The sequence below is a fragment of the Pseudomonas sp. CH61 genome (assembly GCF_059429415.1).
The window spans coordinates 3,688,646-3,712,280 of record NZ_CM182098.1 but is presented as its reverse complement, the minus strand read 5'-3'; the positions used below and the strand labels follow the sequence as shown (position 1 = coordinate 3,712,280).

The window sequence follows — 23,635 nt, the reverse complement described above, 5'->3', positions numbered from 1 at the left end:
AGAGTTAAACGGTGTGGACTGACGACAATTAACTCGCGTTTATGCGCAAGGCTCAGTCTTTCTGGTATTCCAGCAGATCGCCAGGCTGGCAATCGAGTGCGGCGCAGAGTTTGTCCAGGGTGGCCATCTTCACGCCCTTGACCTTGCCATTTTTCAGTAACGACAGGTTGGCCTCGGTAATGCCCAGCAGCGCAGCTAACTCTTTCGAGCGAATTTTTTGCGTGGCCATGACAACGTCAAGGCGGACGATAATGGTCATTGTATTGTTCTATATGTATTGGCTTTGCTCATCGCTGAGTACTTTTGCATCGCGCATGATAATTGAAAACAAACAGAGCAATACGCCTTTGACAATTTCGTAGGCAGAAGTGGAAGACAGGCCGACCGAGAACTGAAAAATACGATCCCCTGGCGGCAGATCGATAGACAGGGCCAAACCTTGCAGGGTCTCTACCAGCGGGTAGGCGGCCGGGGAAATGATGCACAGAATCCCCACTCGCCATAGCACCTTGATGTTGCGCTCGGTCCAGGTTTCACCGCGCGACAAGCGCAGGAAAAACAACCCTGTCAGCCAGAGCACGTAGGTCGAAAGCAGAACGGGCAGGAAATCCAGAACGACGAGCAACCCAGTGACGATTGGCGAGAGCCATGTTTCAGGGGCAAGCAGCGCACCTTCGACAAACGGGTCAAGTAATTGCGGCGAATTTTCGGCGAAGGCGTAGAGCAGAGCTGCGAGCATTTCATCGGTTTTGAAGAACCAGATCGAAGCGTTGCCACCGACCTCGGTCACCCCCAAAACCCAGACAAGAATCGCTGCCAGTAGTCCGACCCAATGCATGCGCTGCAGTGCCAATCCGTTGTTACGAGTACTCATGAAAAATCCTTGCGGTGTCATTGGGAATGACTAATTCTCGATGTTAAATTATCGAATGGCAATAATAAATTGTTCTTGTTTTGTGAAGGGCAACGCTCGCATCGGAGGTGAGCTCCACAGAGTAGAGGTCAGTTCAATCGCTTTGGGGGGATTTCAATGTCGATAGGCTCTCGAAATTCGAAACAAGTCGAGCGCAGGGGAGGGACGCGACCCACTCGGTGGCCGCTGGTATCGATGATGGGGGCTGGAATTGATTAGAGCGGGGGGGCACACGCCAGAGGCATGTTTGAGTCGCCCGCTCTTACCGGGTTTATTTGATTTCGGTAACGAAGTTTTCCCGCGAGCGGCGAACCTTTTTCAAGTTGACCAACCAGTCTCCCTCAGTGGCTCGATGCCCCAGCGGCAGAATCACCACGCTACGCAGGTTGCGGGCCGCGAGTCCGAGGATTTCGTCGATCGCCGCAGGGTCAAAACCTTCCATCGGTGTGGCATCGACTTCTTCAAACGCCGCGGCGATCAACGCCGAGCCCAAACCGATGTAAGCCTGCCGCGCAGCCGCCTGATAATTGGCCTCTTTGCCACGTCCAGCGACAATGCCCAAGAGCATCTGACGGTAATTTTCCCATCCTTCGTTGATGGTTCCGCGAACTTCGTTAGTCAGGTCAAACATCATGTTGACCCGCTCGGCAGTGATGTCGTCCCACGCGGCAAATACAAGCAAGTGAGAGCAGTCGGTGACCTGCTCCTGGTTCCAGCTGACGGCTTTGATCTTTTCGCGAATCTCTGCATTGGTCACTACGAGCAATTCAAAGGGCTGCAGTCCACTTGATGTCGGCGTTAACCGCACCGCCTCCAGAATTCGCTCGATTTTTTCATCGGACACTGTCCGGGATGGATCGAACTTTTTCGTCGCGTAGCGCCATTTCAGCAGGTCTGTCAGTGTGCTCATCATCAAATTCCATAAAGGTGAAGTTGTTCAGGTGGGTCAATAACGACTGGCTGTCGTGCTGAACCTGGGCTTATGCTAACGATTAAAGCCAACTTGAAGGTCAAGCAGTTTTTATGAAGATTGGAGAAGTTTCCAAGCGCACCGGTGTTGCCGCTTCGGCCATTCGCTATTACGAGGAACAAGGGTTACTGGAGCCTTCTACCCGTGACGCCAATGGATATCGCCATTACGCAGAGGCGGCTGTTGCCCGATTGATACTGGTACGCGACGCGCAGCGGCTCGGTTTTTCTCTCGACACCATTCGCGGTCTGTTCCTGCAGGATGGCAGTTGTTCGAAATCGCTGACCATTGAGCAAATCGATATCCGTATGGATGAGATACGCCAGATCGAGGCCAACCTGGCGATGCAACGTGAGGGATTGTTACGGCTAAGGCATGTGCTGGAGGAAAGTCTGCGCAGTGGTGCTCCTGTCGTGTGCGCGAGTGTGCACAGGGCCGAGTCGTATCGACCTGAGCAGTACATGATCACGCGCAACGCGTTGAACGGGCGTTGACTCACATTTGAAATACATTCCAATGTGGGAGCGAGTCTGCTCGCGAAAGATCCCTCAATACCGCCGCAAAAAATCAGGCCCCAGGCACCGGGCAGCTCATGTCACCTTCTTCACACTTCAAATACTGTTTCAACGCCTCAACCCGCACCTTGGTCACCCCCGTCAGACAACTGCTGTAAACCCACGGATAAACGCTCCCGCCAGTTACCCCGGACGATGAAAACTTGCACTCCGCATCCCGAAATCCGATCCACGCCCGTTGCGCACTGACCAACAGCTTCTTGCCATCCGGGTTGTCCTTCAAACGCCCGCTGATCTGCTGGTACACCGTGTTCAACTCTTTGTCCGCCGCTTTGAAGTCCTGCCCGGCGCACTGATTCATCGTCGCCTGGTCGCTGGCGTTGGCACAGTCGATGGCGGCATCGGCGAGGGGTGTAAACAGCAAGGGCATCAGAGTCAGAAGCAGGCGTGGGGACATGGTCAAGTCTCGCTGTATCGAAGATAAGTGCCGAGCAGTGTAGCGTCTGCTTCGCGCTTATTCAGGCAGGCGCAGTCGGGAGGCGTCGAGCAAACGGTCGGCTGTCGCCGCAATCTCTTCACCGTCGTGCAGCTTTTCCAGCCAGTGTTCAGGAATCCCCCGCACGCCGTAATAGGCGCCGGCCAACTGGCCGGTGATCGCGGCAGTGGTATCGGCGTCATCGCCCAGGTTGGCCGCTCGCAAAATGGCCGCTTCGAAGCTGTCCGTGTGGTGAAAGCACCACAACGCTGCTTCCAGCGACTGCACGCTGTAGCCACTGCCTTTGATGTCTGCCTCGGACAGACCGAGGAAATCGCCACGCCCAATTGAAGCGACCTTGGGTTGCGAGAAGCTGGCAAGTGGCAGTTGACGCAGTTCTGCTTTGCTCGCGCCTTCAAGCGCGCTGGCAATCAACCCGGCCAACAATTGGCAGCATTCGATGGCTTCTGGTGCGGCGTGGGTGGTTCGCGAACTGTCGGCGGCAAAGCTCTGGATTTGCCAGGCGTCGGGAAAGTAGAACAGCACCACCGGAGCCAAACGCATCAGTGAACCGTTGCCGGCGCTATAAGGGTCTGCAGAGCCAGCGAAGGGTTCTGCGGTTTGCTGATATTGCGCCAGCGCCTGACTGACGGTCATGCCGATATCGAAACATTCACCGGTCGAACTGAGGTAACCCCATTGCCACCAGTTGAGATAGCGGCCCATCTGATCGGCAGCATTGAATCCATCCTTGTTCAGCAGGCTTTCTGCCAGACACAGGGCCATTGAGGTGTCATCGGTCCACTGCCCTGGCTTGAGGTGGAACGGGCCACCGCCGACCATATCGGTCAACGGTTGGAATGATCCCCGTGGTTTGAACTCAACCGTAGTACCGACAGCGTCGCCGCATGCAAGACCGAGCAGGGCACCGCGGTAACGTTCAGCGAGGGATGGCGGCATGATTCGTCCTTGTGGATTCAGATTCGCTGGAAAAGGTAACAGTTTCGTTGGGCTGAAGGTGCCATGGTCCATCACGCACCGGTCAAAAAGTGCAGCTTGATGTGTCCTTGCTGATGAATGACTGCACCGCTCTGATACAACTTCACATTGGACATGTGGTCATACAGGCCTAGTGTTCAGAACAGGAGGTGACGTATGAAACCAGTACCCAATAGTTTCGAACGCAAGATCACGCTCAAGGCGCCGCGTTCGCATGTCTGGCGTGCATTGGTCGATGCCGAGGCGTTTGGCCAGTGGTTTGGTGTGGCGCTTGAGGGCAGGCGGTTTATTGCCGGCGAATGGACGCAAGGGCAGGTCACGTATCCGGGTTATGAACATGTGTTGTGGAATGTGCTGATCGAGCGGGTCGAGCCGCAGCAGTTGTTTTCGTTTCGCTGGCATCCGTATGCGGTCAATCCGAATATCGACTATTCCCAGGAGCCGACCACGCTGGTCAAGTTCGAGCTGCAGGATTACGAGGACGGCACGCTGCTCAAGGTTTCCGAGTCCGGCTTTGCGCATATCCCCGATGTTCGCCAGAAAGAGGCCTACTTCATGGACAGCCGTGGCTGGGAAGAACAGTTGAGCCGTCTCGAACTGTTTCTTTTCGAAAGCGCCAAGGCCCGCGAGCGTGACGGTGGCTGACATTTTCGAACCTTGGCTGAAGCGCTGGGCACTGGTGCCGGACGGCGCGCCGATCATCACGCCCGGCAGCCGTTTGTTACCGGTACGCCTGAACGATAGGCCGGCCATGCTCAAGGTGGCGCTGGATGTCAATGAAAAGTACGGCAATCGGCTGATGACCTGGTGGGACGGTGACGGTGCCGCGCAGGTGTTGGCGCATCACGAGGATGGCCTGCTGCTGGAGCGCGCCATGGGCAGCCGCTCGCTGATGCACATGGCAATGAATGGCGAAGACGACGAGGCGAGCCGGATTCTGTGCTCGGCGCTGGCGCGATTGCATGCACCGCGTGAAACGCCGCCTCCGCCGCTGGTGGAGTTGGGTCCATGGTTTGCTTCGCTGCGCATCGCGACTGCGCAACATAACGGCCTCTACGCCCTGAGCCTGCAAACCGCCGAAAACTTGCTCGCCAACCCACAGGATGTCGTGGTGCTGCACGGCGACATGCATCACGACAATGTTCTGGATTTCGGCGAGCGTGGCTGGCTGGCAATCGATCCGAAGCGGGTCAGGGGCGAGCGCGGTTTTGACTACGCCAACCTGATGTGTAATCCGGACTTGCCGACGGCCACGGATCCCGCGCGTTTTCGCCGGCAGCTGGATGTGATTGTCGAAGCTGCCGGGCTTGATCACCGAAGACTGCTGCTATGGGTGCTGGCGTTCGCCGGTTTGTCGGCTGCGTGGTTTCTCGAGGATGACGCGCTGGAACAGGCCTCAGGGCAGTTGAAAGTCGCGCAGATCGCGGCTTCCATGCTCGATGCCTGACAGGACTAAGGGTTTTCGGAAGGGTTGCTATGGCGAATGTCTTACACGCGCTGGTAGCTTTTACGACTATTGCTGATTGGATCCACTGCGTAATCTACACACATCAACTGAGACACAGGGAGTGTTTCAGGATCACGGATGATCGACCATTTGCAAGGATCGCTGCCGACAGGGAGTCGATAATGGTCTTGGGAAAAACCCGCTTCGGCGGGTTTTTTTTCGCCTGTATGTAGGAGCTGCCGCAGGCTGCGATCTTTTGACTTTGGCTTTTAAAAGCAAGATCAAAAGATCGCAGCCTGCGGCAGCTCCTACTTTGGTTTGTAGGTTACGAAGCGATCAACTGGCGCAGGACGTAATGCAGAATCCCGCCCGATTTGAAGTATTCCACTTCATTCAAAGTATCGATCCGGCACAACACTTCGATTTTCTCCTGCTTGCCATCCTCTCGGGTAATCACCAACGGCAAGTTCATTCGCGGTGTCAGCTCGACGCCGGTGAGACCCTGGATTTCAAAGGTCTCCTTGCCGGTCAGGTTGAGGCTCTTGCGGTTCTGATCAAGCTTGAACTGCAGCGGCAACACGCCCATGCCCACCAGATTGGAACGGTGGATCCGCTCGAAGCTTTCCGCGATCACCGCTTTCACGCCCAGCAGATTGGTGCCCTTGGCCGCCCAGTCACGGCTGGAACCGGTGCCGTATTCTTGCCCGGCAATCACCACCAGCGGCGTGCCCGAAGCCTGGTACTTCATCGCCGCGTCGTAGATCGCCAGTTTCTCGCCGGTTGGAATGTAGATCGTGTTGCCACCTTCTTCACCACCGAGCATTTCATTGCGAATACGGATATTGGCGAAGGTGCCGCGCATCATCACTTCATGATTGCCGCGACGTGAGCCGTAAGAGTTGAAGTCCCGTGGTTCCACGCCTTTTTCGCGCAGATAACGTCCGGCCGGGCTGTCGGCCTTGATGTTGCCGGCGGGGGAGATGTGGTCGGTGGTTACCGAGTCGCCGAGCAAGGCCAGCACCCGTGCAGCTTTGACGTCTTTGATTTCCGGCAGCGGCCCGGAAATATCATCAAAAAACGGTGGATGCTGGATGTAGGTCGAATCGTCCTGCCACACGTAAGTCGCCGCTTGCGGCACCTCGATGGCCTGCCATTGTTCATCACCGGCAAACACTTCGGCGTATTCCTTGTGGAACATTGCCGTGCTGACCTGATTCACTGCATCGGCGATCTCTTTGCTGCTTGGCCAGATATCGCGCAGATACACCGGGTTACCTTGCTGATCTTCGCCCAGCGGTTCGCTGCTGATGTCGCTGCGCACGCTACCGGCCAAGGCATAGGCGACCACCAGCGGCGGTGAGGCCAGCCAGTTGGTTTTCACCAGCGGGTGCACGCGGCCTTCAAAGTTGCGGTTACCGGAGAGCACGGATGCCACGGTGAGATCGGCTTTCTGGATGGCTTTCTCGATCGGTTCCGGCAGCGGCCCGGAATTGCCGATGCAGGTGGTGCAGCCATAACCGACCAGGGAAAAGCCGAGCTGGTCGAGATATTGCGTCAGCCCCGCTGCCTTGTAGTAGTCGGTAACCACTTTTGAACCCGGTGCCAGCGAACTCTTCACCCACGGTTTGCGGGTCAGTCCTTTCTCCACGGCTTTCTTCGCCAACAACCCGGCGGCCATCATCACGCTCGGGTTGGAGGTGTTGGTGCAGGAGGTAATCGCGGCGATGACGACCGCACCGTTTTTCAGACGATAGGTGTGGCCTTCGTATTCGTAATCGGTTTCCCCGACCAGATCGGCGTTGCCCACCGCGACACCACCACCGCCCTCACTCTCCAGACGTCCTTCTTCTTTGCTGGTGGGTTTGAATTGCAGGTCGATGAAGTCGCTGAATGCTTGCGGCACGTTTGGCAGCGACACACGATCCTGTGGACGTTTCGGTCCCGCCAGACTCGCTTCGACGCTACCCATGTCCAGCGCCAGGCTATCGGTGAATACCGGTTCCTGACCGGGCAGACGCCACAAGCCCTGAGCCTTGGTGTAGGCCTCGACCAGTTTCACCACTTGCGGCGGCCGCCCGGACAGGCGGAGATATTCCAAAGTCACGTCATCAACCGGGAAGAAGCCGCATGTCGCGCCGTATTCCGGGGCCATGTTGGCGATGGTCGCGCGGTCGGCGAGCGGCAGATCAGCGAGGCCGTCACCGTAGAATTCGACGAACTTGCCCACTACGCCTTTCTTGCGCAGCATTTGCGTCACCGTCAGGACCAGGTCGGTGGCCGTGATGCCTTCCTTGAGCTTGCCGGTCAGTTTGAAACCGATCACTTCGGGAATCAGCATCGACACCGGTTGCCCGAGCATCGCCGCTTCCGCTTCGATCCCGCCGACGCCCCAGCCGAGTACGCCGAGGCCGTTGATCATGGTGGTGTGCGAGTCGGTACCGACCAGCGTGTCGGGGAACGCATAGGTGCGGCCGTCTTCATCCTTGGTCCACACGGTGCGGCCGAGGTATTCGAGGTTGACCTGATGGCAGATGCCGGTGCCCGGCGGCACCACGCTGAAGTTGTCGAAGGCGCTTTGGCCCCAACGCAGGAAGGCATAACGTTCGCCGTTGCGCTGCATTTCGATGTCGACGTTCTGCTCGAAAGCGCTGGGCGTGGCGAATTTGTCGACCATCACCGAGTGGTCGATCACCAGGTCCACCGGCGATAACGGATTGATTCGCTGCGGATCGCCGCCGGCCTTGGCCATCGCCGCACGCATGGCGGCAAGGTCGACCACGGCGGGCACGCCGGTAAAATCCTGCATCAGGACGCGGGCAGGGCGGTACTGGATTTCGCGGTCGGAGCGACGCTCCTTGAGCCACGCGGCGATCGCCTTGAGGTCGGCGCCGGTGACAGTTTTCTCATCTTCCCAGCGCAGCAGGTTTTCCAGCAGGACTTTCAGTGACATCGGTAACTTGTCGAGGTCGCCCAGGCTTTTGGCGGCATCCGGCAGGCTGAAATAGTGGTAGGTCTTGTCGTCGATTTGCAGTGTTTTAAGGGTCTTCAGACTATCGAGGGACGGCATTACGATCACTCCTTTGAATCCGCACGGCTACGGATCGGGGGACGAATAGAGCTTTAAACCTAGCCCTGTTTTAGGTAGCTGGCTAATAACTGGACTCTATGAGCGGAACCAAGGTTCCGACATCGGCTATCATGCGCCGGTTTTCGTGACAGGCTTTGCTGCAACGCAAGGCCTGAGCATCGCGCAGGGGCCGAATCACCGCCCTCTGCCCAGGAGTAAGAATGAACACCCTATTCATGCATTGCCGGCCAGGCTTCGAAGGCGAAGTCTGTTCGGAGATTTCCGACCTCGCCGCGCAACTCAATGTGGCCGGCTACGCCAAGGCCAAAGCGGCCACCGCCTGCGCCGAGTTTGTCTGCACCGAAGAAGATGGCGCCGAGCGCCTGATGCGCGGTCAGCGTTTCGCCGAACTGATCTTCCCGCGCCAATGGGCGCGCGGGGTTTTCATTGATCTGCCGGAAACCGATCGCATCAGCGTGATCCTCGCGCACATGGCCGATTTCCCGGTGTGCGGCAGCCTGTGGCTGGAAGTCGTCGACACCAACGACGGCAAGGAACTGTCGAACTTCTGCAAGAAATTCGAAGGCCCGCTGCGCAAGGCGCTGACCGGCGCCGACAAACTGGTGGATGACGCGAACAAGCCGCGTCTGCTGCTGACCTTCAAGAGCGGTCGTGAAGTGTTTCTGGGGATGGCCGATGCCGGTAACTCGGCGATGTGGCCGATGGGTATTCCGCGCCTGAAGTTCCCGCGTGAGGCGCCGAGCCGTTCGACGCTGAAGCTGGAAGAGGCGTGGCACCACTTCATCCCGCGTGATCAGTGGGAAGATCGTCTGCACAGCGACATGACTGGCGTTGATCTTGGCGCCGCACCGGGCGGCTGGACCTGGCAACTGGTCAACCGCGGCATGCTGGTGACCGCCATCGACAACGGCCCGATGGCCGAAAGCCTGATGGACACCGGTCTGGTCCAGCATTTGATGGCCGACGGTTTTACCTTCAAACCCAAGCAACCGGTGGACTGGATGGTCTGCGACATCGTCGAGAAACCGGCACGTAACGCCGCGATGCTCGAAGAGTGGATCGGCGAGGGGCATTGCCGCGAGGCGGTGGTCAACCTGAAGTTGCCGATGAAGCAGCGTTACGCCGAAGTGAAGCGCTTGCTCGAACGCATTGCCGATGGCTTCAAAGCGCGCGGGATCAAGGTCGATATCGGCTGCAAGCAGCTGTATCACGACCGCGAGGAAGTGACCTGCCATTTGCGCCGGCATGACATCAAGAAAGCCAAGTCCCGCTGACACACAGCAAAACCCTGTGGGAGCGAGCCTGCTCGCGAAAGCGCAATCCGATCCAGCAATGATGTTGGCTGATACGACGCCTTCGCGAGCAGGCTCACTCCTACAGGGGTGTGGTGTAACGCCACAGATGACCGAACACCCGGCAATGCGCGACAATGCCGGCCAGTTTCAGGAGTGAATCATGAGTGAAATGATCGATACCCCGGTCGACGGCACCCTCGACGCCACCGGCCTCAATTGCCCGGAACCGGTGATGATGCTGCACCAGCACATCCGTGACCTGGTACCCGGCGGCCTGCTCAAGGTGATTGCCACCGATCCATCGACCAAACGCGATATCCCCAAATTCTGCGTGTTTCTCGACCATGAACTGGTGAGCCAGCACGAAGAGGCCGGTACTTACCTGTACTGGATCCGCAAAAAGAACGCCTGAATCCCAGGCGAACGCAAAACCAAATGTGGGAGCGAGCCTGCTCGCGAAAGCGGAGTGTCAGTCACTGTAAATGTCGACTGAATCACCGCATTCGCGAGCAAGCTCGCTCCCACTTTTTTTGTCCTGTGTTAATTGCTTAGCCTGCGCTACGACTGATCCGAATCCGCTTGCGCGCACTGCGCGTCAGGCGAATCGACAGCATCAACGCTGCGCAGCTCAGGCCAACGATCAAACCCTGCCACAAACCGCTCGGACCGCGTGGCTCGCCGAGCCAGTCGGTCAGGCCGAGGGCGTAACCCACCGGCAAACCAATCCCCCAATAGGCGAACAGGGTCAGGATCATCGTCACCCGAGTGTCCTGATAACCACGCAGCGCGCCGGCGGCGGTCACCTGGATCGCGTCGGAAAACTGGAACAGCGCCGAATACACAATCAGCATCGCCGCGATGTGAATCACCGTCGGGTCAGCGGTGTAGATCGCCGCAATCGGCTCGCGCAGCAACAGCATCATGCTCGCCGACAGGCAGGCGTAAGCCAGCGCGGTACCCATACCGACACCAGCGGCAAAACGCGCCTCTCGCGGTTCTTCACGACCGAGTGCCTGACCGACGCGTACGGTCACCGCCATGCCCAACGAGTAGGGAATCATGAACACCAACGAGCTGACGTTCAGCGCAATCTGATGCCCGGCCACCACCGTGGCGCCGAGGCTGCCGATCAACAGCGCGATCACGGCAAAAATGCTCGACTCGGCAAACACCGCGATGCCGATCGGCAGACCAATCGCCAGCAGGCGTTTGATCACCGCCCATTGCGGCCAGTCGAAACGGCTGAAAATCTCGCTCGAACGATAGGCCGGAGCCCAGCGCTCATAACCGGCCAGACCCAGCGCCATCACCCACATAACGATCGCCGTGGCCCAACCGCAGCCGACGCCGCCCATCGCCGGCACACCGAAGTGGCCATAGATGAAGACGTAGTTCAGCGGAATATTCAGCGCCAGACCACACAGGCCCAGCACCATCGCCGGACGCGTACGACCGATGCCGTCACTGGTGCAGCGCAGCACGTGATAGAACGCCACCGCAGGCAGGCCGCTGGCGATGCCATGCAGGTATTGCATGCACGGGCCGATCAGCTCGGGATCGACCTTCATCAGGTGCAGCACCGGCTCGGCGGCGACCAGCATCGCCGTCGCAATCAGCCCGACCACCAGCGCCAGCCACAATGCCTGACGCACGAGCGGGCCGATCTCGTTGTGCGTGCCGGCGCCGAAGCGCTGAGCGACTTTCGGTGTGGTCGCCAGCAGGGTGCCGGTCATCAGCAGAAACACCGGCACCCAGATCGAGTTGCCCAGCGCCACCGCCGCCAGATCCTTGGGCCCGACGCGGCCAGCCATCACCGCATCGACGAAGCCCATGGCCGTGGTCGCCAGTTGCGCGATGATGATCGGCAACGCCAGGGCCAGCAGGTTCTTGAACTCCAGGCGAATACGCGCGGGGCGGGTGAGGGAAACAGCGACAGGTTGATCAGTTACAGAATTCACGGGCAAAGCGTCCACAGGTGTTGATGCGCAAGGCGCCGCATTCTACGCCGCTGACGCCTTGGTCAGGAAAAATCCTCTGTTGCGGATTTGTAAGCGCAAAGCCTGCTGGCCCGGCGACCGATCTGCACCTAAACTGCCGATCCGCCAAAGGAGCCCGCCATGCTGATTGTTGCCGACGAAAATATCCCGCTGCTCGATGCCTTTTTTGCCGGTTTCGGCGAGATCCGCCGGGTACCGGGCCGTTCCATCGACCGCGCGACGGTCGAGCAGGCCGACGTGTTGCTCGTGCGCTCGGTGACCAACGTCAACCGCGCGTTGCTTGAAGGGAGCAAAATCCGTTTTGTCGGCACCTGCACCATCGGTACGGATCATCTGGATCTCGAGTACTTCAATGAGGCCGGCATTACCTGGTCGAGTGCGCCTGGCTGTAATGCCCGGGGCGTGGTCGATTACGTGCTGGGTAGTCTGATGACGCTTGCCGAAATAGAAGGTCTCGATCTCAGTCAACGGACCTACGGTGTCGTTGGTGCCGGCGAGGTAGGCGGGCGCCTGATCAAGGTCCTGAAGGGCCTGGGCTGGAACGTCAAAGTCTGCGATCCGCCGCGTCAGGCTGCCGAGGGCGGTGAGTACGTCAGCCTCGAGCAAATCATTGAGCAGTGCGATGTGATCAGTCTGCACACGCCGTTGACCCGTAGCGGTGACGGCGCCACTTGGCATCTGTTCGATCAGCAGCGTTTGCAGCAACTCAAACCCGGCGCTTGGTTGATCAACGCAGCGCGTGGTCCGGTTGTGGATAACGCCGCGCTGCGCAAAGTGCTGTTGGAACGTGAAGACCTGCAAGCCGTTCTCGACGTCTGGGAAGCCGAGCCTGAGGTTGACACGGCGCTGGCCGAACTCTGCGTATTGGCCACGCCGCACATCGCCGGTTACAGCCTCGACGGCAAACAGCGCGGAACGGCGCAGATTTATCAGGCGTATTGCGCATTCAGCGGCCAACCGGCAATTATCCAACTCAGTGATCTGTTGCCGGCACCGTGGTTGTCTGAAGTGACCCTGCATGCTGACAGCGATCCGGCCTGGGCGCTGGCGATGTTATGCCGTGGGGTGTACGACCCGCGCCGCGATGACGCGGATTTTCGCCGCAGCCTTGTAGGCAATGTCGGCGAGCAGCGGGCGGCGTTCGACGTGTTGCGCAAGCAATATCCGGTGCGACGCGAGATTGAAGGGCTGAAGGTGCGGATTGAAGGGGAGTCGCCGGCGTTGTCAAAAATTGTGGCGGCGCTGGGGGCGGTGGCTGTCTAGATACCGGGTCGGCCCTTTCGCGAGCAGGCTCGCTCCCACAGGAGATCTTCAGCGAATAAAGGTCCATGTGGGAGCGAGCCTGCTCGCGAAGGCCGCGCCACAAATACCTGATCTGCAGACAGAAAAAACCCGGTCAAAAGGACCGGGTCATGAAGACGGTGGCTATATCACTCTTGTTCGGCAGGCTTGACCAATCGCTTCTCCAGTTCGCTGCACGCTTGCTGGATCATTTCTTCAGTGATCGGTACTTCATGCCCATCCTTATCCAGTATCGAGCAACCCAGAGATTGGTCGGGCCTGGTGCGGATCACTTCAATTACTTTGTCATCGCTGCTGTGTTGCAAGGACATGGCCTGTCTCCTCATCAGGTTGTGCGCCTAGGGTAAAACCGCCACGTGACCGGGCTGTGACAACTCCCTGCGGTCTGTCAGTGGAGGCATCTCCACTCAAACAGAAACGACCGCTCGTCTCAACCGGGACTTTAGACCAATAGTAACTATGGCCTAGTCTTTGGGGGCATATTTAACCTGACTCATTGTGATTTACAGAGTTCCGCTCCAAGAAGGTTTAGGCTAGCCCTTTCACCAACACGGATGTGTACCTGAATGACCCCGAAGCTTTCTTCACGACACCGTCGGGCCCTGCGTCTGACCACTCGATTTCTGGCCCCTTACCGCTGGCAAGTCATCGCTGCGCTGCTGGCATTGATCGTCACCGCCGCCGTTACGTTGTCGATGGGGCAGGGCATCAAACTGTTGGTCGACCGCGGCTTCATGACTCAGTCGCCGCATCAGCTCAATCAGAGCATTGGCATCTTCATGTTGATGGTGCTGGGCCTGGCGGTCGGCACGTTCGCGCGGTTCTACTGGGTATCGTGGATCGGCGAGCGCTGCGTGGCCGATATTCGTCGTGAAGTGTTCAACCATCTGGTCTATCTGCATCCGGGCTTTTACGAGAACAACCGCAGTTCGGAGATTCAGTCGCGGCTGACGGCCGACACGACACTCCTGCAATCGGTGATCGGCTCGTCGCTGTCGATGTTCCTGCGCAATCTGCTGATGGTCATTGGTGGTGTCATTCTGTTGTTCGTGACCAATGCGAAACTCACCAGCATCGTGGTAATTGCCTTGCCGTTCGTGGTGGCACCGATTCTGATTTTCGGCAGACGCGTACGCAATCTGTCGCGGTTGAGCCAGGACCGGGTCGCCGATATCGGCAGCTATGTTTCCGAGACTCTCGGCCAGATCAAAACCGTGCAGGCCTACAACCATCAGGTGCAGGATGAGCGCCGTTTTGCGACAACCGTCGAGGACGCGTTCGATACGGCGCGCAAACGCATCTTTCAGCGTTCATGGATGATCACCATGGTGATCGTGCTGGTGCTCGGCGCGGTGGCGGTGATGTTGTGGGTCGGTGGCATGGACGTGATCGCCGGGCGCATCACTGGAGGTGAACTGGCGGCGTTTGTCTTTTACAGTCTGATTGTCGGCAGTGCCATTGGCACGTTGAGTGAGGTGATCGGTGAGCTGCAACGCGCGGCGGGTGCCGCCGAACGAATCGCTGAGCTGTTGGGTTCGGAAAATATCATTCAACCGCCCACCACCGGGCTGGTGACCCTGCCGCAGCGCGTGCGGGGTGAATTGCAATTGCAGGAAGTACGTTTTTCCTATCCGTCGCGTCCTGAAAGCTATGCCGTCAACGGCTTGAACCTGACCATCCGGGCCGGTGAGACGCTGGCGCTGGTGGGTCCATCCGGCGCCGGCAAGTCCACGGTGTACGATTTGCTATTGCGCTTTTATGACCCCGTGGAAGGGCGGATCCTGATTGATGGCGTGCCGCTGACCAGCCTTGATCCGCTGGACCTGCGCCGTCACTTCGCCTTGGTCTCGCAGTCGCCGGCGCTGTTTTTCGGCAGCGTTGAAGAAAATATTCGTTACGGCAATCCGGGGGCGACGCTGGAGCAAGTCAAGGACGCGGCAAAAATTGCTCACGCCCACGACTTCATCGAGAAAATGCCCAACGGTTATCAGACCCATCTCGGCGATGGTGGCCTCGGCCTGTCCGGTGGTCAGCGTCAGCGTCTGGCGATCGCCCGGGCATTGCTGGTCGACGCACCGATCCTGCTGCTGGACGAAGCCACCAGTGCCCTCGATGCGCAGAGCGAACACCTGATTCAGGAAGCCCTGCCGAGCCTGATGCAGAACCGCACCACGCTGGTGATCGCGCATCGACTGGCCACAGTGAAAAACGCTGACCGGATTGCAGTGATGGATCAGGGCAAACTTGTGGCCATTGGTACTCATCAGGAACTGATTGCCAGCAATCCGCTGTATGCGCGGTTGGCGGCGTTGCAGTTCAATGATGGAAAAGTGACGGTTGATCAAGTCTGATGGACACTGCTCGTATCGGGCATTATGGCGCTAATGAGTCAGCAAGCGACCTAGTAACCGACTCAGTAACCGACCTAGTAGCGAGATTATTGTTAACGCTGGGGCCCCGTTCTCTGAGGATCAGTGATCTGATGGCAGAGATGAGCCTGGTCCACAAGGCTACGTTCAGATCCAACTATCTCAAGCCGGCCTTAACCGCTGGAATGATCGAAATGACCGATCCTCAATCACCCAAGAATCCAACCCAGAAATATCGGCTTACTCAACTTGGCAAAATGATGGTTAAAAAGTTGAAGTGTTAATTTGGCAGCCGACAGCTCAATAAAAAATGCCCGTATCTCGCGATATGGGCATTTTTCGTTATCCGGCCTTAAGCGCTGGATTACTGATCATCAAAATACCGCTCATGCCAATCCACCAGCGGCTGCGGCGAGTTGAGCTTCTGGCCGTAGATCACCGAATAAGACAACACGTTCTGCACGTACTGACGGGTTTCATCGAACGGGATGCTTTCCACCCAGACGTCGAAGCTCAGATGATCGGCACCGCGCAGCCATTGGCGCACACGGCCGGGGCCGGCGTTGTAGGCGGCGGAGGCGAGGACGCGGTTGCCGTTGAACTGGCTGTGCACCTGACTCAGGTAAGCGGCGCCAAGTTGAATGTTCTTGTCTGGATCGAGCACTTGCTGCGGCGAGGCCAGCGGGATGCTGAACTTGCGCGCGGTTTCCTTGGCGGTGCCGGGCATCAACTGCATCAGGCCGCTGGCGCCGACGCCGGAGCGGGCGTCGTCCATGAAGGCGCTTTCCTGGCGGGTGATGGCGAACACCCAGCTCGAATGCAGACCACGCACCTTGGCTTCACGCACGAGAGTTTCGCGGTGGGCCATCGGGAAGCGGATATCCAGATCGTCCCAGTACTGCGCCTGGCTGATGGTGCGGATCGCCGGGAAGTACCATTTCAGGTCGTAAGCCAGTTTCGCCTGGGCAACCATTTCATCGCGATTGAAATGGCGGCTGACGTGATACCACTCGCGACGACCGTCGACGATCTGCCCGCGAGCATGGAACTCCAGCGCGCGGCGCACGCCCGGGGTGTTGCGCACCTTGTTGATCAGCGCCTGACTGAGGACTAGCGGCTTGTTGTTCAGCGAGTACGGCGATTGCGAGCGGTCGGCGGCGAGGAACCCGTAGAAATCACGTTCCCGCGCGAGGCCTTTGTACAGCGTCTGTGCTTCCGGGTTCTGCGGCTGGGCCAGTTCCAGACTGCGTGCCTGCCAGTAGCGCCAGCGGTTGGTGGTAGCCAGATCCTGCGGCAGACGGCGAGTCAACTGATACGCGTCGTCCCAACGGGCCAGACGCAGCAACAGGCGCAGACGCCATTCCGAGACAGTGTTGTCACGCAGTTCCGGGTCGTACTTGGTCATCACATCCAGCGCGCGGCTGTCGAAACGACGAGCGAGAGTCAGGCCGATTTCCCGGGCGATCGCGACTTTTTCATCGCGAGAGAAATGCATGCTGCTGGCGTAACCGTCGAGCAAGGCCATTGCCTTGTCCGGATCCTGGCGCGCCAAACGGCGCAGGCCGAGGCTGACCACGTCGGACATCGGCTCATCGGCCGGGGTGAAACGTGAAGGCTGATTGAGCAGCTCCGGTTTCTGCGCGACATCGACCAGCAAACGACCGCGCGGGGCGAGGGTAGTCAAGCCGTTGACCAGACTGTTGGCCAGTGGATAGTTGCGCGTCTGAGCGGCGAGTTTGGTGCGCTCCCAGCGTTTCTGCTCGGTGAGCTGGCCGTCGGCAGCCCAGATGCCGAACAGCGCGTCGCACGCAGCGGGTTGCGATTTGCCGGTCAGCCAGAGCTTGTCGGCGTTGGCGTAACCCTCGGCCTTGTGGTTGCTGCTGATCTGGTACTGCGCGTTGAGGCAGTCCAGTTCAGTGAAGTTGAGTTTCGGGTCGTAGTACTTGACGAAGGTCGCCCAGTCGCCTCGGTCGGCGAGCCAGCGCAACCAGCGCAGTTTCATCCAGTTGGCCTGGGGCAGGTCACCGTGTTCGGCGAGGAATTTTTCGATTTCCGCATTGCTCGCGGTCTTCAGACGCGCGGTCAGTTCGTCGTAGGCCAGATACGGTTCCAGCGGGTAATCGGCCAGCGCCTGGCTGTAGCGGAAGTACGGGCCGGTATCACCCTTGGCCAAGGCGCGCTTGGCTTCATCGTAATACTGGCGTTGGGTGGACAGGTCCACCGCCTGGGCGGATTGAGCGGCAGCGGCGGTAAGTAGCAAACAGGACAAGACACTGAAAAGGCGACTGCGCATGAGACATCCGGGCAGAGAAATCATGACAAGTGCCGACACGAATCAGCACTGAATTGTCTGTAGCTTAGCCTTTTGCCAGCAAGCGGCGAAAGCTTTGCGGGCCTCGCAGCACAAGTTCGCAACAAATGTTGTGCAGAGTGCTTCGACAGACAAATTGCCGGCCTGCTGAAGCCCTAACTCAGGTAGAATGCGCGCCCGGTTTTTGGAGAAGCTCATGACCCTGCTCAAATTCAGCGATGTGTCCCTTGCGTTCGGCGCTATGCCGTTGTTGGACAAGGTGTCCTGGCAGATCGCCCGTGGTGAGCGGGTGTGCATCATCGGCCGCAACGGCACTGGCAAGTCCAGCATGATGAAACTGGTCAAGGGCGACCAGAAGCCCGATGAAGGCTCGGTGTGGCGTGCCCCCGGTCTGAAAATCGGCGAATTGCCGCAAGAACTGCCGGTGGCCGACGATCGGACGGTGTTCGACGTGGTCGCTGAAGGCCTTGATGGCGTGGGTGCGTTGCTCGCCGAGTACCATCACCTTGCGCAGAACTGCGTTACTGAAGATGACCTCAACAAGCTGATGCATGTTCAGCAAGACCTCGAAGCCCGTGATGGCTGGCGTTTGCAGACGCTGGTCGAAAGCACCTTGAGCCGTCTGCAACTGCCGGCCGACAAGACCCTCGCCCAGTTGTCCGGCGGCTGGCGTCGTCGCGTGCTGCTGGCGCAGGCGCTGGTGTCCGAGCCGGATCTGCTGCTGCTCGACGAACCGACCAACCACCTGGACATCGGTGCGATTGCCTGGCTCGAAGAGGCACTGAAAGATTTCCAGGGCGCCGTGCTGTTCATCACGCACGACCGTTCTTTCCTGCAAAACCTCGCCACGCGCATTCTCGAACTGGATCGCGGCGGCCTGATCGACTGGAACGGCGACTACGCCAGTTTCCTCGTGCACAAAGAAGCTGCACTGGCCGCTGAAGAGACCGCCAACGCGCTGTTCGACAAGAAACTGGCCCAGGAAGAAGTCTGGATCCGCCAGGGCATCAAGGCGCGCCGCACCCGTAACGAAGGCCGCGTCCGCGCCCTGAAAGCCCTGCGCGTTGAGCGCAGCGAGCGCCGCGAGCGCACTGGCAAGGCCAACATTCAGTTGGACACTGCCGACAAGTCCGGCAAGCAGGTGATGGTCCTCGAGAACGTGAGTTTCGCGCACCCGGGCGGCCCGTTCCTGATCAAGGACTTCTCGATGGTGCTGACGCGCGGCGACCGTATCGGTCTGCTCGGCGCCAACGGTACCGGCAAGACCACGTTGCTCAAACTGATGCTCAGCGGTCTGCAACCGACCAGCGGCAAAGTGGAAGAGGGCACGCGGATCGACGTGGCGTACTTCGACCAACTGCGTCATCAGCTGGATCTGGAAAAAACCGTGATCGATAACGTCGCCGAAGGTCGCGACTTCATCGATATCGACGGCCAGAGCCGTCACGTGCTGAGCTACCTCGGCGATTTCCTGTTCAGCCCGCAGCGTGCCCGCACGCCGGTCAAGGCGCTGTCGGGTGGCGAGCGTGCGCGTCTGTTGCTGGCCAAACTGTTCAGCAAACCGGCGAACCTGCTGGTACTCGACGAACCGACCAACGACCTCGACGTGGAAACCCTCGAGCTGCTCGAAGAAGTGCTGCTGACCTTCAACGGCACGGTGCTGATGGTCAGCCACGACCGGGCATTCCTCGACAACGTGGTCACCAGCACGCTGGTCTTCGAAGGTGAAGGCATGGTGCGTGAATACGTCGGCGGCTATCAGGACTGGATCCGTCAGGGTGGCTCGCCGCGTCTGTTGGGCGTGACTGAAAGCAAGTCGGGCAAGGCTGATCTGAATTCGGCGGTGGTTACTGCAGAGCCGGCAGTGGTCGCAGCGCCTGCGGCAGCTGCTCCGGCGGCGAAGAAAAAGCTGAGCTACAAACTGCAGCGTGAGCTGGAAGCGTTGCCGGGCGATATCGACGCCAAGGAACAGCAGATCGCCGCAGTGGAGGCCGAGATGGCTGAAGGCGGTTTCTATCAGCGTCCACCGGCTGAAACAGCCAAGGTGATTGCTTCGCTGGAGCAGTTGCAGGCTGAGCTGGACGCGTTGATGGAGCGTTGGGCCGAGCTGGATGCCTGATTGATCCGGATGTGAAAAAGCCCGGCGTTCAGTGATGAACGCCGGGCTTTTCATATGCGGGTGGAGACCCAATGTGGGAGCGAGCCTGCTCGCGAATGCGGTGTGTCAGGCGGCATTAATGCTGAATGTGCCGACGCCTTCGCGAGCAGGCTCGCTCCCACAATGATCAGTGTTTCAACGTTTGACCAGGTGTACCGCTAATACGTCGCATGGCGCGCCGTGCAGTACGTCATTCGCGGTCGAGCCGAGCAATAGCGCCAGACCATGTCGGCCATGACTGCCGACCACGATCAGATCGCACGTTTGTTCTTTGGCGAAATGATGGATTTCCTGGCGTGGCTGGCCATAGGTCAGGTGGCAGTTGGCGCCCTCAAGCTCTGAGTATTTGGCTTTCAGACGCTCCAGGCGTTCCTTGGCCTGATCGAACTGCTGTTGTTGCAGTTGTGACAGATCCATCGGCACATCGCCGCCGAATGCCATGGCCATCGGCTCGACGATATGCACCAGCGAAAGCTTGGCGCCATTGCTTACCGACAGCTCGCGGGCGCGGTGAATCACAGGGTCGCACTCTTCGGTCAGATCTACGGCGACCAGGATGTGGTGGTAGGGCATGAGGTGCTCCTCGTGAGGTTTCAATATTGTTAAGTATGGCTGGTTTCAAGCGCATTGGTTCCAAAGTGACACAATGCGCTCACCGAGAATTGGGAATAGAGATATGACGGTCTGGTTGGTGGTGTCAATCCTGCTGGTGGTTTTAAGTCCGCTGGCGTGGTTGCGCCCATCGCGCGCGCAAAGCGGTCGCATCGCCCTGCGTATGGAGGCACGACGCATCGGTCTGGCCATGCAGTTGGCACCTCAGGAATGGCCACACTGGCTGGCGCAAGAGCCACCAAACCCGTGCGCGCAATATCATCGGCCGCGCCGTGGCAAGTCGCCTGCCTGCTGGATCTACTGGCAAAAGTCGCCGGGTATCTGGGTTAACCAGTGGCAGGAGGTCTGCGAAGACCAGACGCTGCTCAATCATTTCGAAAAGTTGCCGGGCAACGTTTTCAAGGTCGAGGCAGACAAGCAGATGATCGCCTTGTATTGGGGCGAGAAGGGCGACGCCACGGTTTTGCTGGATATCGATGCCACTCTGAAAGCGCTGGCATGACGCGCGGACTTTTCCCACTGCAACGGTGGGGAACGTCCGGCAGACGCGCAATAAAAAGCCCGACATGATTCATCGGGCTGGGGTGGCCAGGCAGGCCGGAAATCTTTTTGATGCTGAGTCAGTCAGCGCATTTCTCTGTCGTCCACCCAGCGTAGCCCTTTAAACAAGGGCTGCCGCGAATTAGGGCGACTTTTCTAACTATTGATTCTATGAATGGCTTCACATGCAGACGCGTGTTGCGGGTCTTCGTCTTACAGAAATGACCGCAAAGTCGCATTTCAACCCGTATTTTGGGCGATTGACAATTGTCGGAAATTCCGTGAAGGTGACGTACCCAAATCAAACGGGCGTATGAATTGAGCGTTTGTCTTACAGACTGCTCCTACAGAATCCCGACTATCGCGTTGGCGGGTGTGCCGGGTGGATTGGCGTTAGCATCGACGAAAAAGCGTCCTGCCGAGCCATTCGCCTGCGTCCGACGTGTACTGTTCAGCTTCCATATCGTGGAGATCAGTTGATGATTTACGAAGGTAAAGCCATCACGGTTAAAGCTCTTGAAAGTGGCATCGTCGAATTGAAATTCGACCTCAAGGGTGAGTCCGTCAACAAGTTCAACCGTCTAACCCTGAACGAACTGCGTCAGGCCGTAGACACCATCAAGGCAGATGCTTCGATCAAGGGCGTGATCGTCAGCAGTGGCAAGGACGTGTTCATCGTCGGCGCCGACATCACCGAATTTGTCGACAACTTCAAGCTGCCGGATGCCGAGCTGGTTGCTGGCAATCTCGAAGCCAACAAGATCTTCAGCGATTTCGAAGACCTCAACGTCCCAACCGTAGTGGCCATCAATGGCATCGCACTGGGCGGCGGTCTGGAAATGTGCCTGGCAGCTGACTATCGCGTCATGTCGACCAAGGCCAAGATCGGTCTGCCGGAAGTCAAACTGGGCATCTACCCAGGCTTCGGCGGCACCGTGCGTCTGCCGCGTCTGATCGGTGTCGACAACGCCATCGAATGGATTGCCTCGGGTAAGGAAAACCGCCCTGAAGACGCGCTGAAAGTCAGCGCTGTCGATGCCGTGGTTGCTCCGGAGAAGCTGCAGGAAGCTGCCCTTGAACTGATCAAACGCGCCATCTCCGGCGAGTTCGACTTCAAGGCCAAGCGTCAGCCGAAACTTGAAAAACTCAAGCTGAACGCCATTGAACAAATGATGGCTTTCGAAACCGCCAAAGGTTTCGTCGCCGGTCAAGCTGGCCCGAACTACCCGGCGCCGGTTGAAGCGATCAAGACCATCCAGAAAGCCGCGAACTTCGGTCGTGACAAGGCGCTGGAAGTCGAAGCTGCAGGTTTCGTCAAACTGGCCAAGACCTCTGCCGCGCAGAGCTTGATCGGTCTGTTCCTGAACGATCAGGAACTGAAGAAAAAGGCCAAGGCCTACGACGAAATCGCCAAAGACGTGAAGCAGGCTGCTGTACTCGGCGCCGGTATCATGGGTGGCGGTATCGCTTATCAGTCGGCCTCCAAAGGTACGCCGATCCTGATGAAGGACATCAACGAGCACGGCATTGAGCAAGGTCTGGCCGAAGCCGCCAAGCTGCTGGTTGGCCGCGTCGATAAAGGTCGCATGACCGCTGCGAAAATGGCTGAAGTGCTCAACGCCATTCGTCCGACCCTGTCCTACGGCGACTTCGGTCACGTCGATCTGGTGGTCGAAGCTGTTGTCGAGAACCCGAAGGTCAAGCAAGCCGTATTGGCTGAAGTTGAAGGTCAGGTCAAAGAGGACACCATCCTCGCGTCCAACACCTCGACCATTTCCATCAGCCTGCTGGCCAAGGCCCTCAAGCGTCCGGAAAACTTCGTCGGCATGCACTTCTTCAACCCGGTGCACATGATGCCGCTGGTGGAAGTGATCCGTGGCGAGAAGTCGAGTGAGCTGGCGGTTGCCACCACCGTTGCCTACGCCAAGAAAATGGGCAAGAACCCGATCGTCGTCAACGACTGCCCGGGCTTCCTGGTCAACCGCGTGCTGTTCCCGTACTTCGGCGGTTTCGCCAAGCTGGTCAGCGCCGGTGTGGACTTCGTCCGTATCGACAAGGTCATGGAAAAATTCGGCTGGCCGATGGGCCCGGCATACCTGATGGACGTGGTCGGCATCGACACCGGTCACCACGGTCGTGACGTGATGGCTGAAGGTTTCCCGGATCGCATGAAGGATGACCGTCGCTCGGCCATCGACGTGCTGTACGAAGCCAAGCGCCTGGGCCAGAAGAACGGCAAGGGCTTCTACGCCTACGAGGCCGACAAGAAAGGCAAGCAGAAGAAAGTCGCCGATCCATCGGTACTCGAAGTGCTCAAGCCGATCGTTTACGAGCAGCGCGAAGTCACTGACGAAGACATCATCAACTGGATGATGATCCCGCTGTGCCTGGAAACCGTGCGTTGCCTGGAAGACGGCATCGTTGAAACTGCCGCCGAAGCCGACATGGGTCTGGTCTACGGTATCGGTTTCCCTCCATTCCGTGGCGGTGCGCTGCGCTACATCGATTCGATCGGTGTTGCCGAGTTCGTTGCCCTGGCTGACCAGTACGCTGATTTGGGCGCGCTGTACCACCCGACCGCGAAACTGCGTGAAATGGCCAAAACCGGCCAACGGTTCTTCGGTTAAGCGTCCCAACTTTTGAG

General features: G+C 58.5%; 21 protein-coding genes. 11 read left to right on the top strand and 10 right to left on the bottom strand.

Annotated elements, in window-relative coordinates:
- Positions 1-52 precede the first annotated feature (52 nt).
- The 3 genes from AC5SEM_RS16575 to AC5SEM_RS16565 form a co-directional block, all read right to left on the bottom strand.
- Positions 53-259: a helix-turn-helix domain-containing protein gene (locus tag AC5SEM_RS16575; RefSeq protein ID WP_003226632.1), complete on the bottom strand. Its 207-nt coding sequence runs from the start codon at positions 257-259 to the stop codon at positions 53-55.
- A 9-nt stretch (positions 260-268) separates the two neighbouring features.
- Complete coding sequence (locus AC5SEM_RS16570; protein WP_495470852.1) at positions 269-895, bottom strand: hypothetical protein; 627 nt, start codon at positions 893-895, stop codon at positions 269-271.
- 289 nt (positions 896-1,184) lie between these two features.
- Positions 1,185-1,826: an NAD(P)H-dependent oxidoreductase gene (locus AC5SEM_RS16565; protein ID WP_371044244.1), complete on the bottom strand. Its 642-nt coding sequence runs from the start codon at positions 1,824-1,826 to the stop codon at positions 1,185-1,187.
- A 110-nt stretch (positions 1,827-1,936) separates the two neighbouring features.
- Here AC5SEM_RS16565 and AC5SEM_RS16560 point away from each other — a divergent pair, with 110 nt between their 5' ends.
- Positions 1,937-2,377 carry a MerR family transcriptional regulator gene (locus AC5SEM_RS16560; protein ID WP_371044245.1) on the top strand — a complete coding sequence of 147 codons (441 nt, stop codon included), beginning with the start codon at positions 1,937-1,939 and terminating at the stop codon, positions 2,375-2,377.
- A 73-nt stretch (positions 2,378-2,450) separates the two neighbouring features.
- Here the strand turns inward: AC5SEM_RS16560 and AC5SEM_RS16555 are convergent, their stop codons facing one another.
- Together AC5SEM_RS16555 and AC5SEM_RS16550 are read right to left on the bottom strand one after the other, a co-directional pair.
- Complete coding sequence (locus tag AC5SEM_RS16555; RefSeq protein WP_495470851.1) at positions 2,451-2,855, bottom strand: lysozyme inhibitor LprI family protein; 405 nt, start codon at positions 2,853-2,855, stop codon at positions 2,451-2,453.
- Between the two features lie 57 nt (positions 2,856-2,912).
- A complete protein-coding gene (locus AC5SEM_RS16550) occupies positions 2,913-3,833 on the bottom strand; it encodes an ADP-ribosylglycohydrolase family protein (RefSeq protein ID WP_495470850.1) in 921 nt (306 codons plus the stop codon).
- Between the two features lie 195 nt (positions 3,834-4,028).
- Between AC5SEM_RS16550 and AC5SEM_RS16545 the strand changes: the two genes are divergently transcribed.
- A complete protein-coding gene (locus tag AC5SEM_RS16545; RefSeq protein ID WP_116030927.1) occupies positions 4,029-4,517 on the top strand; it encodes an SRPBCC family protein in 489 nt (162 codons plus the stop codon).
- Positions 4,504-5,319, top strand: a complete 816-nt coding sequence (locus AC5SEM_RS16540; protein ID WP_495470849.1) for an aminoglycoside phosphotransferase family protein — start codon at positions 4,504-4,506, stop codon at positions 5,317-5,319. Before AC5SEM_RS16545 ends, AC5SEM_RS16540 begins: the two co-directional genes overlap by 14 nt.
- Positions 5,320-5,644: 325 nt before the next feature.
- Here the strand turns inward: AC5SEM_RS16540 and acnA are convergent, their stop codons facing one another.
- On the bottom strand, positions 5,645-8,386 hold the full coding sequence (acnA, locus tag AC5SEM_RS16535; protein ID WP_331691614.1) for an aconitate hydratase AcnA: 2,742 nt from the start codon (positions 8,384-8,386) through the stop codon (positions 5,645-5,647).
- A 221-nt stretch (positions 8,387-8,607) separates the two neighbouring features.
- Here acnA and rlmM point away from each other — a divergent pair, with 221 nt between their 5' ends.
- Both rlmM and tusA read left to right on the top strand, forming a co-directional pair.
- Complete coding sequence (rlmM, locus tag AC5SEM_RS16530; RefSeq protein ID WP_495470848.1) at positions 8,608-9,681, top strand: 23S rRNA (cytidine(2498)-2'-O)-methyltransferase RlmM; 1,074 nt, start codon at positions 8,608-8,610, stop codon at positions 9,679-9,681.
- Between the two features lie 181 nt (positions 9,682-9,862).
- Complete coding sequence (gene tusA / locus AC5SEM_RS16525) at positions 9,863-10,114, top strand: sulfurtransferase TusA (RefSeq protein WP_077573847.1); 252 nt, start codon at positions 9,863-9,865, stop codon at positions 10,112-10,114.
- Positions 10,115-10,250: 136 nt separating this feature from the next.
- Here tusA and AC5SEM_RS16520 read toward each other — a convergent pair whose 3' ends face one another.
- Complete coding sequence (locus AC5SEM_RS16520) at positions 10,251-11,660, bottom strand: MATE family efflux transporter (RefSeq protein WP_471894807.1); 1,410 nt, start codon at positions 11,658-11,660, stop codon at positions 10,251-10,253.
- A 159-nt stretch (positions 11,661-11,819) separates the two neighbouring features.
- Between AC5SEM_RS16520 and pdxB the strand changes: the two genes are divergently transcribed.
- Positions 11,820-12,962 carry a 4-phosphoerythronate dehydrogenase PdxB gene (gene pdxB / locus AC5SEM_RS16515; protein WP_495470847.1) on the top strand — a complete coding sequence of 381 codons (1,143 nt, stop codon included), beginning with the start codon at positions 11,820-11,822 and terminating at the stop codon, positions 12,960-12,962.
- Positions 12,963-13,129: 167 nt separating this feature from the next.
- Here pdxB and AC5SEM_RS16510 read toward each other — a convergent pair whose 3' ends face one another.
- Positions 13,130-13,312: a PA1571 family protein gene (locus AC5SEM_RS16510; protein WP_495470846.1), complete on the bottom strand. Its 183-nt coding sequence runs from the start codon at positions 13,310-13,312 to the stop codon at positions 13,130-13,132.
- 255 nt (positions 13,313-13,567) lie between these two features.
- Here AC5SEM_RS16510 and AC5SEM_RS16505 point away from each other — a divergent pair, with 255 nt between their 5' ends.
- Together AC5SEM_RS16505 and AC5SEM_RS16500 are read left to right on the top strand one after the other, a co-directional pair.
- Positions 13,568-15,352: an ABC transporter transmembrane domain-containing protein gene (locus AC5SEM_RS16505; protein WP_077573843.1), complete on the top strand. Its 1,785-nt coding sequence runs from the start codon at positions 13,568-13,570 to the stop codon at positions 15,350-15,352.
- Positions 15,352-15,654: a Fic family protein gene (locus AC5SEM_RS16500; protein WP_123595019.1), complete on the top strand. Its 303-nt coding sequence runs from the start codon at positions 15,352-15,354 to the stop codon at positions 15,652-15,654. Before AC5SEM_RS16505 ends, AC5SEM_RS16500 begins: the two co-directional genes overlap by 1 nt.
- Positions 15,655-15,734: 80 nt before the next feature.
- On the opposite strand, the gene AC5SEM_RS16495 is transcribed toward AC5SEM_RS16500, so the two are convergent.
- Positions 15,735-17,663 (bottom strand): transglycosylase SLT domain-containing protein, encoded by a 1,929-nt coding sequence (locus tag AC5SEM_RS16495; protein ID WP_123595020.1) that lies wholly within the window; start codon positions 17,661-17,663, stop codon positions 15,735-15,737.
- Between the two features lie 214 nt (positions 17,664-17,877).
- Between AC5SEM_RS16495 and AC5SEM_RS16490 the strand changes: the two genes are divergently transcribed.
- Positions 17,878-19,800, top strand: coding sequence for an ATP-binding cassette domain-containing protein (locus AC5SEM_RS16490; protein ID WP_495470845.1), 1,923 nt, complete (start codon positions 17,878-17,880; stop codon positions 19,798-19,800).
- 174 nt (positions 19,801-19,974) lie between these two features.
- Here AC5SEM_RS16490 and AC5SEM_RS16485 read toward each other — a convergent pair whose 3' ends face one another.
- Positions 19,975-20,412, bottom strand: coding sequence for a universal stress protein (locus tag AC5SEM_RS16485; RefSeq protein ID WP_077573839.1), 438 nt, complete (start codon positions 20,410-20,412; stop codon positions 19,975-19,977).
- Positions 20,413-20,515: 103 nt separating this feature from the next.
- Here AC5SEM_RS16485 and AC5SEM_RS16480 point away from each other — a divergent pair, with 103 nt between their 5' ends.
- Together AC5SEM_RS16480 and fadB are read left to right on the top strand one after the other, a co-directional pair.
- Complete coding sequence (locus tag AC5SEM_RS16480) at positions 20,516-20,953, top strand: hypothetical protein (RefSeq protein WP_495470844.1); 438 nt, start codon at positions 20,516-20,518, stop codon at positions 20,951-20,953.
- A 517-nt stretch (positions 20,954-21,470) separates the two neighbouring features.
- Positions 21,471-23,618 carry a fatty acid oxidation complex subunit alpha FadB gene (gene fadB / locus AC5SEM_RS16475; RefSeq protein ID WP_034156439.1) on the top strand — a complete coding sequence of 716 codons (2,148 nt, stop codon included), beginning with the start codon at positions 21,471-21,473 and terminating at the stop codon, positions 23,616-23,618.
- The last annotated feature ends 17 nt before the right edge of the window (positions 23,619-23,635 follow it).